Source organism: Mycobacterium sp. IS-836 (genome assembly GCF_001954275.1).
Classification (GTDB): domain Bacteria; phylum Actinomycetota; class Actinomycetes; order Mycobacteriales; family Mycobacteriaceae; genus Mycobacterium.
On the sequence record NZ_MBEU01000004.1, the window covers coordinates 121,826 to 137,818 of the forward strand.

The following is a 15,993-nucleotide window of genomic DNA, read 5'->3' on the forward strand; positions in this document are numbered from 1 at the left end:
TTTGGTGGCGTGCTGAGCGCCATCGCGATCATTCCCTCGGCGCCGGTGCTCGTCCCGCAGCTCGCCGGAACGGCCGCCGCCGAATTGGCCGACGCGTCCGCCGCGGTCCTGGCCGCGGCCGCCCTGCTGCCGCCGCGCTGGATCGTCGTCGGGACTGGCCGAGCGGACGACGTCCTCGGTCCCGACGGCGTGGGCACCTTCGCGGGCTTCGGCGCCGACGTGCGGGTCCGGCTGTCGCCCCAGACCTCGGCCGAGCCACCAGCCGAGCGACCGGCCGAGATGCCCCTGTGCGCGCTGCTTGCCGCCTGGGTTCGCGGCCAGGTCCGGCCCGAGGCCAGCGCGCGGGTCCACGTCTACCGCGATGACCACGACGCCGACACCGCGCTGACGCATGGCCGGCAACTACGCGCCGCGATCGACCGGGCGCCCGACCCTGTCGGAGTGTTGGTCATCGCCGACGGCGCCAACACCCTGACACCGAGCGCGCCCGGCGGCTACCACCCCGGCAACGCCGACGCCCAGCTGGCCCTCGACGACGCGTTGGCAACCGGCGATGCCGCCGCATTGACCCGGCTGGCGCCGGAGATCCGGGGCCGGGTCGCCTTCCACGTGCTGGCGGGGCTGGCCGAACCGGGGCCGCGATCGGCCAAGGAGCTCTACCGCGGAGCGCCCTACGGGGTGGGCTACTTCGTCGGCGCCTGGCAGCCGTGAGCCAAGCCGTGCGACCGCTCGCGATCATCGGCCCGACCGGTACCGGCAAGTCGCAGCTGGCGCTCGACGTCGCCGAGCGTCTCAGCGGCGAACTCGCGGTAGAGATCGTCAACGCCGACGCGATGCAGCTCTATCGCGGCATGGACATCGGAACCGCCAAGCTGCCCGTCGAGGCCCGCCGCGGCATCCCGCACCACCAGCTCGACGTGCTCGACGTCACCGAGACCGCGACCGTCGCCCGCTACCAGCGGGCCGCCGCCGCTGACATCGACGCGATCGCCGTCCGGGGCGCGCTGCCGGTGGTGGTCGGCGGCTCGATGCTCTACATCCAGTCGCTGCTCGACGACTGGTCGTTCCCCGCGACCGATCCCGCGGTGCGCGCGCGCTGGGAGCGACGGCTCGCCGAGGAGGGAGTGGGGCCGCTGCACGCGGAGCTGGCCCGGCGCGACCCCGCGGCGGCCGCCGCGATCCTGCCCACCGACGGCCGGCGCACGGTACGGGCGCTCGAAGTGGTGGAGCTCACCGGCCAGCCGTTCGCCGCGTCCGCGCCGCGCATCGGCACTCCGCGCTGGGGCACCGTCATCATCGGATTAGATTGTGACACAACGCTTCTCGACGAGAGATTGGCGCGCCGCACAGATACGATGTTCGAACAAGGCCTGGTCGACGAGGTACGCGCACTCCTCAAACAGGGCCTGCGCGACGGGGTCACCGCCTCGCGTGCGCTGGGCTACGCCCAGGTGCTCGCGGCGCTGGACGCCGGCGGCGCGTCCGACCTGCTGCGCGCGGCGCGCGAACAAACCTACGTCGGCACCCGCCGGTACGTGCGGCGGCAGCGCTCCTGGTTTCGCCGGGACCACCGGGTGCACTGGCTCGAGTCTGAAAAAGGCGAAGCCGACCGCACCCGCGTCGTCGACGAAGCGGTGCGGGCGTGGCGGCACGTATCCTGAGCTGGTGATCTTCGCTAAGGGGCACGGCACGCAAAACGATTTCGTGCTGCTGCCCGACGTCGGCGCCGAACTGGCGCTCACCCCGGAGTCGGTGGCCGCGTTGTGCGACCGGCGCCGCGGATTGGGCGCCGACGGCGTGCTGCGGATCACCACGGCCGAGGCGGCCGTGGCCACTGGGGTGCTCGAGCGCCTGCCCGACGGCGTCGGGACGAGCGACTGGTACATGGATTACCGCAACGCCGATGGATCGATCGCACAGATGTGCGGCAACGGTGTGCGGGTCTTCGCACACTACTTGCGGGTCAGCGGTCTGGAGTCGCGCGATGAGTTCGTCGTGGGATCGCTGGCCGGCCCGCGGCCGGTCACCCTGCACCACGCGGACGCGACCGACGCCGACGTCACCGTTGACATGGGCAAGGCCAACCGGCTGGGCAGCGGCGGCGACGCGTTTGCGGCCGTCGTCGGCGGCCGGCGATTCACCGGGCTGGCTGTCGACGTGGGCAACCCGCACCTGGCGTGCGTGGATCCGCGGCTGACCCCCGACGAGCTCGCCGCGCTGGACGTGGCCGCCCCGGTGCAGTTCGATCGCGCGCAATTCCCCGACGGCGTCAATGTCGAAGTCCTCACCCCGGCCGTCGGCGGGGTGACTCACATGCGGGTCCACGAGCGCGGTGTGGGCGAAACCCGATCCTGCGGCACGGGAACGGTCGCCGCCGCGGTCGCCGCGCTGGCCGATGCCGGCGCGGACACCGGGACGCTGACCGTACGGGTGCCGGGCGGCGACGTCACGGTCACCATCACCGACGCCACCAGCTACCTGCGCGGCCCGTCGGTGCTGGTGGCCCGTGGCGAGATCAGCGAGGAATGGTGGCGCGCACAGCAGCGTTAAATCGGGTGCGCGCAACCGATTTAGCGTGCACTATTGCTAATTGCCTATGACTCATCCAGAAACTCCCTTTCACGATCAGCCGGATCTAGAACCCAGCGCGGGCGAGCTCGCCCTCGAAGACCGATCGGCGCTGCGCCGCGTCGCCGGGCTGTCGACCGAACTCGCCGACATCTCCGAGGTCGAGTACCGCCAGCTCCGGCTGGAGCGCGTGGTGCTGGTCGGCGTCTGGACGCAGGGCAGCGCCGCCGACAACCAGGCGAGCCTGGCCGAGCTGGCCGCCCTGGCCGAGACCGCCGGCTCGCTGGTGCTCGAAGGCCTCATCCAGCGCCGCGACAAGCCCGATCCGTCCACCTACATCGGCTCGGGCAAGGCGCAGGAATTGCGCGAGGTCGTCCTGGCGACGGGCGCCGACACCGTCATCTGCGACGGTGAATTGTCACCGGCGCAGCTGACCGCGCTGGAGAAGGCCGTCAAGGTCAAGGTCATCGACCGCACCGCGCTGATCCTCGACATCTTCGCCCAGCACGCCACCAGCCGGGAAGGCAAGGCGCAGGTGTCGCTGGCCCAGATGGAGTACATGCTGCCGCGGCTGCGCGGCTGGGGTGAGTCGATGTCCCGGCAGGCCGGTGGACGCGCCGGCGGCAGCGGCGGCGGCGTGGGCCTGCGCGGTCCCGGTGAGACCAAAATCGAGACGGACCGGCGCCGCATCCGCGAGCGAATGTCCAAGCTGCGCCGCGAGATCAAGGACATGAAGCAGGCTCGCGACACCCAGCGCAGCCGTCGGCTCGGCAGCGACATCCCGTCGATCGCCATCGTCGGATACACCAATGCGGGCAAGTCCAGCCTGCTCAACGCGCTGACCGGGGCCGGGGTGCTGGTGGAGGACGCGTTGTTCGCGACGCTGGAGCCCACCACCCGGCGCGCGGAGTTCGACCCCGGAACCAAATGGGCTCGGCCGTTCGTGCTGACCGACACGGTCGGGTTCGTCAGGCACCTGCCCACCCAGCTGGTCGAGGCGTTTCGCTCCACGCTGGAGGAAGTCGTCGACGCCGACCTGCTGGTGCACGTCGTCGACGGCTCCGACGTCAACCCCTTTGCCCAGATCGATGCGGTACGGCAGGTGATTTCGGAAGTCTTCACCGACTACACGGCCGACCGCGACGGTGCCCCGCCGCCGGAGCTGTTGGTGGTGAACAAGGTCGATGCCGCAAGCGATCTGACGCTGGCCAAGCTTCGCCACGGGCTGCCCGGGGCGCTGTTCGTGTCCGCGCGCACCGGCGACGGCATCGACGCGCTGCGCCGCCGGATCGCCGAACTCGCGGCGCCCACCGACACCGCCGTCGACGTGGTGATCCCCTACGACCGCGGTGACCTGGTGGCCCGCGTGCACGCCGACGGCCGGGTACAGCAGGCCGAGCACAACTCGCAGGGCACTCGCCTGGTGGCCCGCGTTCCGGTCGCGCTGGCCGCGAGCCTGCGCGAGTTCTCCGCGAAGTAAGCCTCAGCCGGGCCCGGCCGCCCAGCCGCCGACCAACCGTCTGGTTGGTATATCTTGGGCGGCAGAGTCCCCGTCGCCCGGAGGTCAGTTATGAGCAGTGCCATCAAGTACCAGCGCACTCTTTTCGAGCCCGAGCACGATTTGTTCCGCGAGTCCTACCGCGCCTTCCTCGATCGTCACGTCGCGCCGTATCACGACGAATGGGAGAAGGCCAAGATCGTCGACCGCGAAGTGTGGCTCGAGGCCGGCAAACAGGGCTTCCTCGGCATGGCCGTGCCCGAGGAGTACGGCGGCGGCGGCAACCCCGATTTCCGGTACAACACGATCGTCACCGAGGAGACCACGGCCGGGCGCTACAGCGGCATCGGATTCGGCCTGCAAAACGACGTGGTGGCGCCCTACCTGTTGCGCCTGGCCACCGAAGAGCAGAAGCAGCGCTGGCTGCCCAAGTTCTGCAGCGGGGAGTTGATCACGGCGATCGCGATGACCGAGCCGGGCACCGGCAGTGACCTACAGGGCATCAAGACCCGTGCCGTCAAGCACGGCGATCACTACGTGCTCAACGGCTCAAAGACGTTCATCACCAACGGGATCAACTCGGACCTGGTGATCGTGGTGGCGCAGACGGATCCCGAGATGGGCGCGCAGGGCTTTTCGCTGCTCGTCGTCGAGCGCGGCATGAAGGGCTTCGAACGCGGCCGCCACCTGGACAAGATCGGACTGGACGCGCAGGACACCGCCGAGTTGTCGTTCACCGACGTCCATGTTCCTGCCGAAAACCTGCTCGGCGAGGAGGGCAAGGGGTTCATCTACCTCATGCAGAACCTGCCGCAGGAGCGAATCTCGATCGCGATCATGGCGGCCGCCGCGATGGAAGCCGTGCTGAACGACACGGTGCAATACACCAAGGAGCGCAAGGCTTTTGGCAAACCGATCGGCAGCTTCCAGAACAGTCGCTTCGTGCTCGCCGAGCTGGCGACCGAGGCCACCGTGGTGCGCGTCATGGTCGACGAGTTCATCCGGCTGCACCTCGAGGAGAAGCTGACGGCCGAACAGGCCGCGATGGCCAAGTGGTACTCCACCGAGAAGCAGGTGCAGCTGATCGACCGCTGCCTGCAGCTGCACGGCGGATACGGCTACATGCGCGAATACCCGGTCGCGCGTGCCTATCTCGATGCCCGGGTTCAGACGATCTACGGCGGCACGACCGAGATCATGAAGGAGATCATCGGCCGCGGCCTCGGTGTCTAGGCCGGAGGCGGCCGCCGTCGGCGCATCGCGCGGGACGCAATCGCGTTGGCGGCCAACGAAATGTGACCGTGCGGCAAATTGATCTATTTCGCGTATCGCCGTTTTGGCCGGGTAGATTCCGGGTCAATTGACGGCCTCGCGTACCGTCGGCACATGCGTTTGGATGCTGGCCGGTCGCGACATGGGTGCGGTCGCGCATCATTTCGACATCGGAGCGATATCCGTTTTCCCAAAATTCGTGATTTGGCTTCGCATTTTCTGCTCGCTGGAGCAAAGTTATGCGAGCCCGGCGATAATGCGTACCCACGCGGGTTAGTCACTCGCGGTGGGGGTATCACCCGCTCGCAGGGTCTGCAGGATGCGGGAATGGCCACAAACCGGGGCCTATCCGTCGGCTGGGAGGCTTGGTGAACGGGCAGGGAGGTCGATTGCGCAGGCTATTCGGGCGCGCGCTGATCAGCATGGCGGCCGCCGTGGCGGCCGCGGCATTCCTGGCACCCGGAGCCTCGGCATCCCCGATCGGCGACGCCGAGGCGGCCATGATGGCCGCGTGGGAGAAGGCCGGCGGCGACGGTTCACCGCTGGGCGCCCGGAAGGGCGACGTCTACCCGGCCGGTGACGGATTCGTCCTGGACTTCGACGGCGGCAAGATGTTCTACACCACCGACACGGGCGCCAAGTTCGTGTACGGGCCGATCCTGGACAAGTACGAGGCGCTCGGCGGCCCGGTCAACAGCGATCTCGGATTCCCGACCATCAACGAAGTTCCCGGCCTCGCCGGACCCGACAGCCGCGTGGCGACCTTCTCCGCCAGCGACAAGCCCGTGATTTTTTGGACGGCCGAGCACGGCGCGTTCGTCGTGCGCGGCGCGATGAACGCGGCGTGGGACAAACTCGGCAGCTCCGGCGGCGTGCTCGGCGCACCGGCCGGCGATGAAACCTACGACGGCGAGGTCATTTCGCAGAAGTTCAACGGCGGTCAAATCTCCTGGAACCGCAAGACCAAGGACTTCACCACCACCCCGCCGGCATTGGCCGACCAGCTCAAGGGTCTGCAGGTGGCGACCGATCCCACCGCGGCCATCAACATGGCCTGGCGTGCCGCGGGTGGCGCCTCGGGCCCGCTGGGCGCCAAGCAGGGCGGGCAATATCCCATCGGCGGTGACGGAATCGCCCAGAATTTTGCCGGCGGCAAGGTGTTTTTCAGCCCGGCCACCGGCGCAAGCGCTATCGAGAGCGACATTCTGGCCAAGTACGAGTCGGCGGGCGGGCCAGTAGGAAGCGACCTGGGGTTCCCGATCGCCAACGAGTCCGACGGCGGCATTCCCTCCAGCCGGAGTTGCACGTTCGCCGCTGCCGACAAGCCGGTGATCTTCTGGACACGCGAGCACGGCGCGTTCATCGTCCGTGGTGCCATGAAGGCCGCATGGGACAAGCTTCGCGGTGCCGGCGGCAAGCTGGGCGCGCCGGTCGGCGATCAAGCCGTGGACGGCGACGTGATCTCGCAGAAGTTCACCGGCGGCAAGATCTCGTGGAACCGCGCGAAGAACACGTTCACCACCGAGCCGTCCAACCTGGCGCCGTTGCTCTCCGGCCTGCAGGTGTCGGGGCAGAATCAGCCCAGCGGCGCGGCGATGCCGCCCCACGCCAAGAAGTTCGCCTGGCATTCGTGGTATCTGCTGGTCGTCATTCCGGTCGCGATAGTGCTTGCGCTGCTGGCGTTTCTGCCCTTGGGGTTGCGCCGGCGTCGCGCCCGGCGGGAGGCCGCGGCGGCCGCCGCCGCCTACCAGCACGACCGCGACGTCGACCTCGGCGGCTACGACGCCGTCGCCGACGGGCACTGGGGCCACGACTACGGCCACGAGGACGCTCACGAGGACGCCCGCGTCCACGCCGATGCCGCCACCGACCACTTCCTGTTCGGCGAGCCGCAACCATCCGAAGAGGCGGGCGACGAGTCCGGACCGCGGGTCAGCTGGTCGCGCGGCGACGAGGCCGCCGCGGAATACGGCGGCGAATGGCCGCCCGCACCCGATGAGGGCGCGGACCGGTCGGGGATCGAGTCGGGGATCGAGTCGGGGATCGAGGAGGAAGACCCCGACGCGGTGGACACCGATTCCATACCCGTCGTGCCAGAGGAGGTTCTCGCCGAATCCGACTACCCCGAGGCCGCCTACCCAGAACCCGCCTACCCCGAGGCCGCCTACCCGGAGGCCGGCTATCCGGAGGACGCCTATCCCGAGACCGCTGCGCCGGAGGCCGGCTATCCGGAAGAGGACGAACCGGCCTATCTCGACGTTGATGAAGCCCTTGAGGCCGAAGAAGCCGAATATCCGGACGTGGCCGTTCCGCATACCCCAGCGGATGCTGCCCATCCGGAGGACGCCTACCCCGCCGCGGCGCCGGAGCCGGTCGATTCGGACGTCGGGTATCCCGACGTCGCGGTCGCGCACACCGCCCCAGACGTCGCGGCACCGGGCGTCGTCCCCGCCGCCGGGCCGAGGCCTGGGCGGCACGCCGCCGTCGACGCCGAAGAGGTCTCGGGCCCGGCCGGACGCCCGACCATCCACCTGCCGTTGGATGATCCGTATCAGATGCCGGACGGATATCCCATCAAGGCCAGCGCGCGCTTCGGCCTGTACTACACCCCGGAGAGCGAGCTCTACCCGGACACGCTCGCCGAGATCTGGTTGTCCAGCGAAGAAGTCGCGCAGGCCAACGGCTTTACGAAGGCCGACTGACCCCGCTCGCTAAATCTTGCGGATCACCGTGACGACCTTGCCGAGCACGGTCGCCTCGTTGCCGGGGATGGGATCGAATGCGGGGTTGTGCGGCATCAGCCACACCTGACCGCCCGCGCGCTTGAACGTCTTGACGGTGGCCTCGCCGTCGAGCATGGCGGCGACGATGTCGCCGTTGTCGGCGACATTCTGCTGCCGCACCACCACCCAGTCGCCGTCACAGATCGCGGCTTCGACCATGGAGTCGCCGACCACCTTGAGCAGGAACAGCGCGCCCTCGCCGACCAATTCGCGGGGCAGCGGGAAGACGTCCTCGACCGCCTCTTCCGCAAGGATCGGGCCGCCGGCCGCGATGCGCCCGAGCACGGGGACGAAGGTCGGTTCCGGCAGGGCGTCCGAGCCGGCGACTTCGGTGATGGGCACCGCGGCCGCCGGGACGTCGTCGACACCGCGGACGTCGACGGCCCGGGGCCGGTTCGGGTCGCGGCGCAGGTACCCCTTGCGCTCCAGGGTGCGCAGCTGGTGAGCCACCGACGACGTCGACGTCAGCCCGACGGCGTCTCCGATTTCCCGGATGCTCGGCGGATAACCGCGGCTGGTCACCGACTCGCGGATGACCTTGAGGATGGTGCGCTGCCGCTCGGTAAGCGATGGATCCACGGAATGCAACCGGCCGGCCGCGCCGGCGGAAGTGTCGTTGCTGTCGCTCATGGCACTGAATGTAGCCCGCGGGCCGCCAAGAATCAAACATGTGTTCGACTGGCGTGTCGCGGCGTCACGGAACCGGGGTCGAACGACTCTAGGGCCGGTGAATTAAGACCCTAAAACGGGTGAATCACACGCGTGTAACTTTCGGGGGGACCGGGTACTTCTCCTGCATGTGAGGGGTGGTGGCCGAGGTTCGGCGACGAACTTGTCGGTACCGGGGTCTAACGTTTGGGTCGTCCGACACGCTTCGCTCAAATGTTCGGGTTTCGAACACACGAGCGACTATAGTCGAACACACGAGCGAGGATTTAGTTGACCGGAGGAATGGACATGACAGTCATCCACACAGTCTCGCCGCGTACCAGCGGCACCCGGCGCCCGGCCAGTGGGCTGGTCGACTGTCCCCGCTACGACGGGGAACGGCTGGTTCGCTCCCGCCGTCCGCGCTCGTCACGGCCGGCCGGCGCGCCCATGCGTTACCACGGCACCGGCGTCGCGATGTCGGTCGCGCCGCATCGCAAGCGTCCGGTCACGCTGCTGACGACGGTCGGGCTGGCCCTGCTCGCCGGGGTGATCACCCTGTGGCTGGGGCTGGTCGCGAACCTCGGGCAGCAGGCCAACGGCGACTCCGGCCCTAAGGCCGCCGCGGTGCCCGACAGGCTGGCCGTCGTGCGGGTCGAAGCCGGGGAGTCCCTGCAAGATGTCGCGCACCGGGTGGCGCCGGACGCGCCGGCTCGCCAGGTGGCCGACCGCATCCGCGAACTCAACGACCTGAACTCGCCCGCGCTGGACGCCGGCCAGACGCTGATCGCGCCGGTCGGCTGACGGCGTGGCGGCGCATTGCGAAAACCGCTCTACGCCAAGGCTGCTCGGCTCCCGCGGAGGTGGACGGATCCTTATCGCGGCGGTATTGGCCCCGGTGGGCGGCGCGCGGGTACGCTCGGAGTGTTCTGCGAGGTATCGGCACGGCGAAGGAGCGGTCATGCACTGTCCGTTCTGCCGGCATCCCGATTCCCGGGTGATCGACTCGCGGGAAACCGATGAAGGCCAGGCGATTCGGCGCCGCCGGTCCTGTCCCGAATGCGGGCGGCGGTTCACCACCGTGGAAACCGCGGTCCTTGCCGTCGTCAAACGCAGCGGTGTGACCGAGCCGTTCAGCCGCGAGAAGGTCATCAAAGGCGTCCGCCGCGCGTGTCAGGGCCGGCAGGTCGACGAGGACGCGCTGAACCTACTGGCCCAGCAGGTGGAAGACGCGGTGCGCGCCGCGGGGTCGCCGGAGGTCCCGAGCCATGAGGTCGGCCTGGCAATCCTGGGGCCGTTGCGCGACCTGGACGAGGTGGCCTACCTGCGATTCGCGTCGGTGTATCGGTCGTTCTCGTCGGCGGAGGATTTCGAGCGCGAGATCGAAGCGCTGCGCGCGCACCGCAACGTGCCGACGGATCCGGAACCGGCCACTCGCTAGGCTGTTTTCATGCCTGCCGACTTGCATCCCAACGTCGCGGCGCTGGCGCCTCTGCTCGGCACCTGGGCCGGTCGAGGCGCCGGAGAATACCCGACGATCCAGCCCTTCGAGTATCTCGAGGAAGTCGTGTTCTCCCATGTGGGCAAACCGTTTCTGGCGTATGCGCAGAAGACCAAAGCGGTGGCCGACGGCAAACCGTTGCACGCCGAGACCGGATACCTTCGGGTGCCGCAGCCGGGTCACGTCGAGCTGGTCCTGGCGCACCCGAGCGGCATCACCGAAATCGAGGTGGGCACGTATTCGGTGACCGGCCAGCGCATCGAGGTGGAGTTGTCCACCACCGACGTCGGGTTGGCCCCGACCGCCAAAGAGGTGTCCGCGCTTGGCCGTTCGTTGCGCATCGACGGCGACGAGCTGTCGTACTCGGTGCGGATGGGTGCCGTCGGGCAACCCATGCAGCATCACCTCGCCGCGGTGTTGCACCGGAAGTCCTGACCGGTCCCGGTGCCAGCCGTAACTCAATTCAGCTGTGTCACACCGTCATTGACGACGCGCCCGGCCACCCGAACCCAGCCCTCGGGGCTCCAGGTCGTCTCGATCATGGAGCCCTTGCCCTGCGTGATGCGCAGGTCCCGGCTGAGGTGGTCGGTGATCCGTATCGCCGCGGAGCCGGTCGCTTCGTCCTCCGGCACACCCAGATTCGCGGCGAACATGCGGGCTCGCAGCGATCCGGCGGTTTGATCGATCCACGCCCACAGGTAGTGGGCGGTGTCGTCGGGATAATCGGCGGGGTCGGCGGCGAGCAGGTCGTCAACCGTATCGAATTCGTGCACGAACAATTCGGGGGCCCACTCCGAGCGTGCGCTAATGACCGTCAGCTCATCCTGGTAGCCGACCTGCACGAGGCCGGCCGGCACCCGCAGCGTGTTGATCGGCATGCCGTTGTCGCGCAGCCACCACGACAGGCCGACGGTCGGATGTCCGGCGAACGGAATTTCGGTTCGCGGGGTGTAGATCGTGGCGTGCGCAGTGGGGGAGCCGGCGGTCGGGAGATCGACGAATATCGTTTCGCTGTAGCCCAATTGGGCGGCCAGCCGTTGCCGGTCGCCGGCGTCGACCTGACTCGCATCGACCACGCCGAGGGGATTGCCGAAGTTGCGGTCGGGATCGGTGAACACCCGCAGCACCGTGACGTCGATACCCATGGCCCGACTGTACGACGCTGGGCAATGCCGCGATTATCAGGTGGCGCTGCGTTCGTCGGAGCCCATGGCGTTGAGGACCGCGACGCGGGTGTCGGCCGGGCCGGAGACGGTTTGCGCGCCGCTGCCCGTGCGGAGCAACTGGCGAAGCGCTGCCTGGTCGTATTCGGCGGGCTCGGTGGTGTCGATGAAGCGCTGGACGACGTCGATGAAGCGGGCCGGGTCGTCGTGGAAGGGGAAATGGCCGGAGCGCTGAAAGATCTCCAGCCGGGAGCCGGGCATCGCGGCGTGTGCCATGCGGGCGTGGCGGACGGGGACCACTACGTCGCGGCTACCCCAGATGATCTGCACTGGGATGGCCTCGGTCAAATAACATCGGTCCAGCATGGTGACGATCTGCCCGCGCCAGTCCACGACGGCCCGCAGGGTGCGGCTGAACGCCGCCGACGCCGTCGGTTCGGGTAGGTCGTCCAGTATCCGCAGCACGTTGGGCAGGTCACGGCCGAGGTCGGTCGACCCGATCGCCAGGCCCGCCAGACGCCCCGCCAGCTGAACCGCCGGCAGCACCAGGGGCAGCCGCAGTAGGGCCAGGGCTTCGCTGCCCATCGGCAACGACGCGAGCCGGAAGACGACGTTGACATCCTTGGTGACGCCGCCGGCGGCGACCAAAATCAGCCGATCGACCAGATGCGGGAATTGGTAGGCGAATTGCATCGCCACCCCGCCGCCCAGCGAATGACCCACGATGGTGACGCGCTCGATGTCGAGGACGGACAGCAGGTCGCGCATCCCGTTGGCGTAGGCGGCGACCGAGTAGTCGGCGCGCGGCTTGTCCGACTGCCCGTGGCCCAGCAGGTCGGGGGCGATCACGGTAAAACGTTGGGCGAGCTTGGCCTGCACCGTATTCCACGTGGTGGAGTTGTCGCCGATGCCGTGAATCAGCAGCAGGGCCGGGCCCGAGCCGGCGATGCGGAACGCCCGCTTGTAGCCGTGGATGGTTCGGAACTGCAGGGTCGGCGCGGTCACTTCCCGCACCGGGCGAAGATTGCTCTTTCGCTTCCGCTCAGTCATCCGCCCACCTCGTTGTCGGGCCAGTTCTGAGCGTTAGCCCGAGTCGTCGTCGTCGGACTTCTTCTCGGCCTGCTGCGCCAGGAATCGCTCAAACTCTGCGCCAATCTCCTCGCCGCTAGGCAGGTCCTCGTCGCGAGTCAGTAACGACCTGTTTGCCTGAGCGTCGATGAAGGCATCGTACTGGCGCTCGAGCGCGGCCACCACTTGGGCGACTTCCGCGCTGGCCTGCACCTGCTCGTCGATTTTGGCCCGGATTTCCGCGGCCGCTTCGGTCAGCTCCGACAGCGGCAGGTCCAGCGACCCGGACTTGGCCACCTGCTCGAGCAGCGCCTGCGCGGCCGCGGGGTAGTCGGTCTGCGTCAGGTAATGCGGCACGTGCACGGTGAACCCGACGACCTCGTGGCCATGCTGGGCCATCCGGTACTCGAGCAGGTTGGACGCGCTGCCCGGGACCTGGATCTCGGAGATCCACGGCTGGAAGTCGGCGATCAGTTCCTTGTCGTTGGAGTGCGCGGTCAGCGTGATCGGCCGCGTGTGTGGCACTGCCATCGGGACGGTGCCCAGGCCGATCGTGCGGCGCACGCCCAGTCGCTCGGCCAGCAGGCGCACGGCGGTGACGAAGCGCTCCCACTTCAGATCCGGCTCCATGCCGGCCAGCAACAGGAATGGGGTGCCGACGCTGTCCCGCAACGCGTACAAGCTCAACTCTGGATCGTCGTAATTGGTGAAGTGGTCGGTCTTGAAGGTCATCAGCGGCCGCCGGGAGCGGTAGTCCAGCAATTCGTCGATCGCGAAGGACGCGACCAGCTCGGTGTCCAGGGCGTCCTTCAGGTGCGTGGCGGCCAGGCGTATCGCGTGACCCGCGTCGGAGAACCCTTCCAGCGCGTGCACTAGCACCGGGCCGCGGCCGTCTGACGTCGACAGCTGGGGTCCCGGGAATTCGAGCTCGTACATGCCGGGCTGCCCTCGCTGATAGAGCCCGTCGTCCCGGTTTTGATCGTGGGCCATCGGGGTTGCCTCCTTTCGGGGGTTTCTCCAGGGTGCCTTAAACCAGTGTCCCCCAAATCGATGGGCACCAATTACGCAACGCTCGGGTGCCGGACCTTAATCTGTGGGGTGCCGTGCGGCCCGCGCCGAGCAGGCAAAACTATCAACACACCGTGTCCGCGATGATTGTGCTTGCGAGCGCGTGGTCAGGCATGATTGCACTCAAATGCGCGTGCCGAGGGTGTTGCTGTGTGCGGTGATCGGGGTGGCGGCGTTGCTGACGTCGTGCGACCGGCCCGCCGATCATGCGCGCCCCACCATCACCGTCCCGGTGGCCACCGGCCCGTTGGTGCAGCGGATGAGCCAGCCCCAGCAGAAGGCGGTCGCGGGCCCGGTGGACCCGGACAGGCGCGTCGGCGCGATCTTCATCGACAACGGGCCGCTGCACGTCTGCACGGGTTCCGTCGTGCATTCGACGGGCGGGAACCTGATGATCACGGCGGCGCACTGTTTGGCCGGAGCCGCCAAGATCACCTTCGCGCCCGGCCTCGTCGGCGACGCCCAGCCCGCCGCGGTGTGGAAGGCCGACGCCGTCTACCTGGACCCGCGCTGGACGGCCGGCAAGGATCCACACGCCGATTACGCGATCGCGCGGGTCAGCAACGACGCCGGCACCTCGGTCGAATCACATGTCGGCCTGGCGCTCACGCTGGGTACCGCGCCGCCGCCGGGCAGCCACGTCACGGTGATGGGCTATCCGGCCGGGGTCGGCGGCTCGCCGATCGGCTGTCAGACCAGCACGTCGGTCAACGATGCCGGCTTCCCCTCGGTGGTGTGCGAAGGGCTGGTGGACGGCACCAGCGGCGCGCCGTGGGTCAGCGGCACCACCCTCACCGGGCTGATCGGTGGCTTCGAGCGCGGCGGGTGCGCCGCGAACGTGTCGTACTCCGCCCCGTTCGACGCCCAAACCGCGCAGCTGCTGGCCCGCGCCGAAGCCGGCGGGCCCGGCGATCCCGTGCCGAACGACCTCGACGACAGCTGCTGACCTAGCGGCGGAACTGAGACAGCGCGCGCATCTTGTTGGTCACGTCGAGCGCGGCGACCTTGTATGCCTCCGAGAACGTCGGGTAGTTGAACACCGCGTCGACCAGGTAGTCGACGGTGCCGCCGCATCCCATCACGGCCTGCCCGATGTGCACCATCTCGGTGGCGCTGGTGCCGAAGATGTGGACTCCCAACAGTTTTCGGTCATCGGTCGACACCAGCAGCTTGAGCATGCCGTAGGAGTCCCCGGCGATCTGGCCGCGGGCCAGCTCCTTGTACCGCGCGACGCCGACCTCATAGGGCACCGCGTCCTTGGTCAGTTCCACCTCGGTCGCCCCGACGTAGGAGATCTCGGGAATCGAGTAGATCCCGATCGGCTGCAGGTCGGTGATGCCGTCGCACGCTTCGCCGAACGCGTGGTAGGCGGCCAGCCGCCCCTGTTCCATCGAGGTCGCGGCGAGCGCGGGGAAGCCGATGACGTCGCCGACGGCATAGATGTGTTCGACCTTGGTCTTGAACTTGTCGTCGACCCAGATCCGGCCGCGGCCCTCCACCTCGAGGCCGGCATTGTGCAGATCGAGGTGGTCGGTCTGGCCCTGGCGTCCCGCGGAGTACATGACCGTCTCGGCGGGAATCTGTTTGCCGCTGGCCAGCGTCGTGACAGTGCCGGCCGAGCCGACGTCGACGGCGGTCACCTCCTCGCCGAAGCGGAACGTCACCGCGAGGTCGCGCAGGTGGAACTTCAGCGCCTCGACCACCTCGGGGTCGCAGAAATCCAGCATGTCGTCCCGCTTTTCCACGACGGTGACCTTGGTGCCCAGCGCGGCGAACATCGAGGCGTACTCGATGCCGATCACGCCGGCGCCGACGACGACCATCGAGGCGGGCAGGGATTTGAGGTCCAGGATCCCGTCGGAGTCGAGCACCCGTTCCTCGTCGAACTCGACGCCGGATGGCCGGGCCGGTCGGGTGCCGGTGGCGATGACGATGAATTCCCCACTGACGGTGGTCATTTCCCTGCGGCCGGGGTCTTCGACGACGATGGTGTGCGGGTCGATGAATCGGCCGTGCCCGAGCAGCAGGTCGATTCGGTTGCGCATCAACTGGTTGCGCACCACGTCGACTTCCTTGCCGATCACGTGCTGGGTCCGCGCCAGCAGGTCCGCCGGCGTGATCCGGTCCTTCACGCGGTAGCTCGCGCCGTAGAGCTCGCGCTGATTCATCCCGGTGAGGTAAAGCACGGCCTCGCGCAACGTCTTTGACGGGATCGTGCCGGTGTTGACGCAGACACCGCCGAGCATGCGGCCGCGTTCGATGATCGCCACGGATTTCCCGAGTTTGGCCGACGCGATGGCGGCCTTCTGGCCGCCCGGTCCCGAACCGATGACGACGATGTCGTACTCCTGCATCGAACCCATGGGATAGACGATAAGGCCCACAGTCGCGACTTTCTCCACAGACGGCCGGCCCGGTCCGCGC

The 15,993-nt window shown here is 68.4% G+C and carries 15 protein-coding genes; 10 read left to right on the top strand and 5 right to left on the bottom strand.

Annotation, left to right across the window (positions count from 1 at the left end; translation table 11 throughout):
- The first annotated feature begins 9 nt into the window (after positions 1-9).
- The 6 genes from A5747_RS02300 (at position 10) to A5747_RS02325 (ending at position 8,040) form a co-directional block, all read left to right on the top strand.
- Positions 10-711, top strand: a complete 702-nt coding sequence (locus tag A5747_RS02300) for a hypothetical protein (RefSeq protein ID WP_076122056.1) — start codon at positions 10-12, stop codon at positions 709-711.
- 8 nt (positions 712-719) lie between these two features.
- Positions 720-1,661, top strand: a complete 942-nt coding sequence (miaA, locus tag A5747_RS02305; RefSeq protein ID WP_076122172.1) for a tRNA (adenosine(37)-N6)-dimethylallyltransferase MiaA — start codon at positions 720-722, stop codon at positions 1,659-1,661.
- Positions 1,662-1,665: 4 nt separating this feature from the next.
- The gene (gene dapF, locus A5747_RS02310) at positions 1,666-2,550 is read left to right on the top strand and encodes a diaminopimelate epimerase (RefSeq protein ID WP_076122057.1); all 885 of its coding nucleotides are present in this window, start codon (positions 1,666-1,668) and stop codon (positions 2,548-2,550) included.
- A 46-nt stretch (positions 2,551-2,596) separates the two neighbouring features.
- Positions 2,597-4,048, top strand: a complete 1,452-nt coding sequence (gene hflX, locus A5747_RS02315) for a GTPase HflX (RefSeq protein ID WP_076122058.1) — start codon at positions 2,597-2,599, stop codon at positions 4,046-4,048.
- 90 nt (positions 4,049-4,138) lie between these two features.
- On the top strand, positions 4,139-5,299 hold the full coding sequence (locus A5747_RS02320; protein WP_076122059.1) for an acyl-CoA dehydrogenase family protein: 1,161 nt from the start codon (positions 4,139-4,141) through the stop codon (positions 5,297-5,299).
- Positions 5,300-5,727: 428 nt separating this feature from the next.
- A complete protein-coding gene (locus tag A5747_RS02325; protein WP_076122060.1) occupies positions 5,728-8,040 on the top strand; it encodes an LGFP repeat-containing protein in 2,313 nt (770 codons plus the stop codon).
- A 9-nt stretch (positions 8,041-8,049) separates the two neighbouring features.
- On the opposite strand, the gene lexA is transcribed toward A5747_RS02325, so the two are convergent.
- The gene (gene lexA / locus A5747_RS02330) at positions 8,050-8,751 is read right to left on the bottom strand and encodes a transcriptional repressor LexA (RefSeq protein WP_076122061.1); all 702 of its coding nucleotides are present in this window, start codon (positions 8,749-8,751) and stop codon (positions 8,050-8,052) included.
- A gap of 327 nt (positions 8,752-9,078) precedes the next feature.
- Here lexA and A5747_RS02335 point away from each other — a divergent pair, with 327 nt between their 5' ends.
- The 3 genes from A5747_RS02335 (at position 9,079) to A5747_RS02345 (ending at position 10,705) form a co-directional block, all read left to right on the top strand.
- Positions 9,079-9,573, top strand: coding sequence for a LysM peptidoglycan-binding domain-containing protein (locus tag A5747_RS02335; protein WP_076122173.1), 495 nt, complete (start codon positions 9,079-9,081; stop codon positions 9,571-9,573).
- A gap of 157 nt (positions 9,574-9,730) precedes the next feature.
- Positions 9,731-10,210: a transcriptional regulator NrdR gene (nrdR, locus tag A5747_RS02340; RefSeq protein WP_076122062.1), complete on the top strand. Its 480-nt coding sequence runs from the start codon at positions 9,731-9,733 to the stop codon at positions 10,208-10,210.
- Between the two features lie 9 nt (positions 10,211-10,219).
- Positions 10,220-10,705, top strand: a complete 486-nt coding sequence (locus A5747_RS02345) for a peroxynitrite isomerase (protein ID WP_076122063.1) — start codon at positions 10,220-10,222, stop codon at positions 10,703-10,705.
- Positions 10,706-10,728: 23 nt separating this feature from the next.
- Here the strand turns inward: A5747_RS02345 and A5747_RS02350 are convergent, their stop codons facing one another.
- The 3 genes from A5747_RS02350 to A5747_RS02360 are packed head-to-tail and all read right to left on the bottom strand — an operon-like array spanning position 10,729 to position 13,491.
- Positions 10,729-11,415, bottom strand: a complete 687-nt coding sequence (locus A5747_RS02350) for a PhzF family phenazine biosynthesis protein (protein ID WP_076122064.1) — start codon at positions 11,413-11,415, stop codon at positions 10,729-10,731.
- Between the two features lie 36 nt (positions 11,416-11,451).
- Positions 11,452-12,483, bottom strand: a complete 1,032-nt coding sequence (locus tag A5747_RS02355) for an alpha/beta fold hydrolase (protein ID WP_076122065.1) — start codon at positions 12,481-12,483, stop codon at positions 11,452-11,454.
- Positions 12,484-12,516: 33 nt separating this feature from the next.
- A complete protein-coding gene (locus A5747_RS02360; RefSeq protein ID WP_076122066.1) occupies positions 12,517-13,491 on the bottom strand; it encodes a proteasome assembly chaperone family protein in 975 nt (324 codons plus the stop codon).
- A 205-nt stretch (positions 13,492-13,696) separates the two neighbouring features.
- Here A5747_RS02360 and A5747_RS02365 point away from each other — a divergent pair, with 205 nt between their 5' ends.
- Positions 13,697-14,515, top strand: a complete 819-nt coding sequence (locus tag A5747_RS02365) for a serine protease (protein WP_076122067.1) — start codon at positions 13,697-13,699, stop codon at positions 14,513-14,515.
- 1 nt (position 14,516) lies between these two features.
- Here the strand turns inward: A5747_RS02365 and sthA are convergent, their stop codons facing one another.
- Positions 14,517-15,923 (bottom strand): Si-specific NAD(P)(+) transhydrogenase, encoded by a 1,407-nt coding sequence (sthA, locus tag A5747_RS02370; protein ID WP_139333311.1) that lies wholly within the window; start codon positions 15,921-15,923, stop codon positions 14,517-14,519.
- Positions 15,924-15,993: the final 70 nt, after the last annotated feature.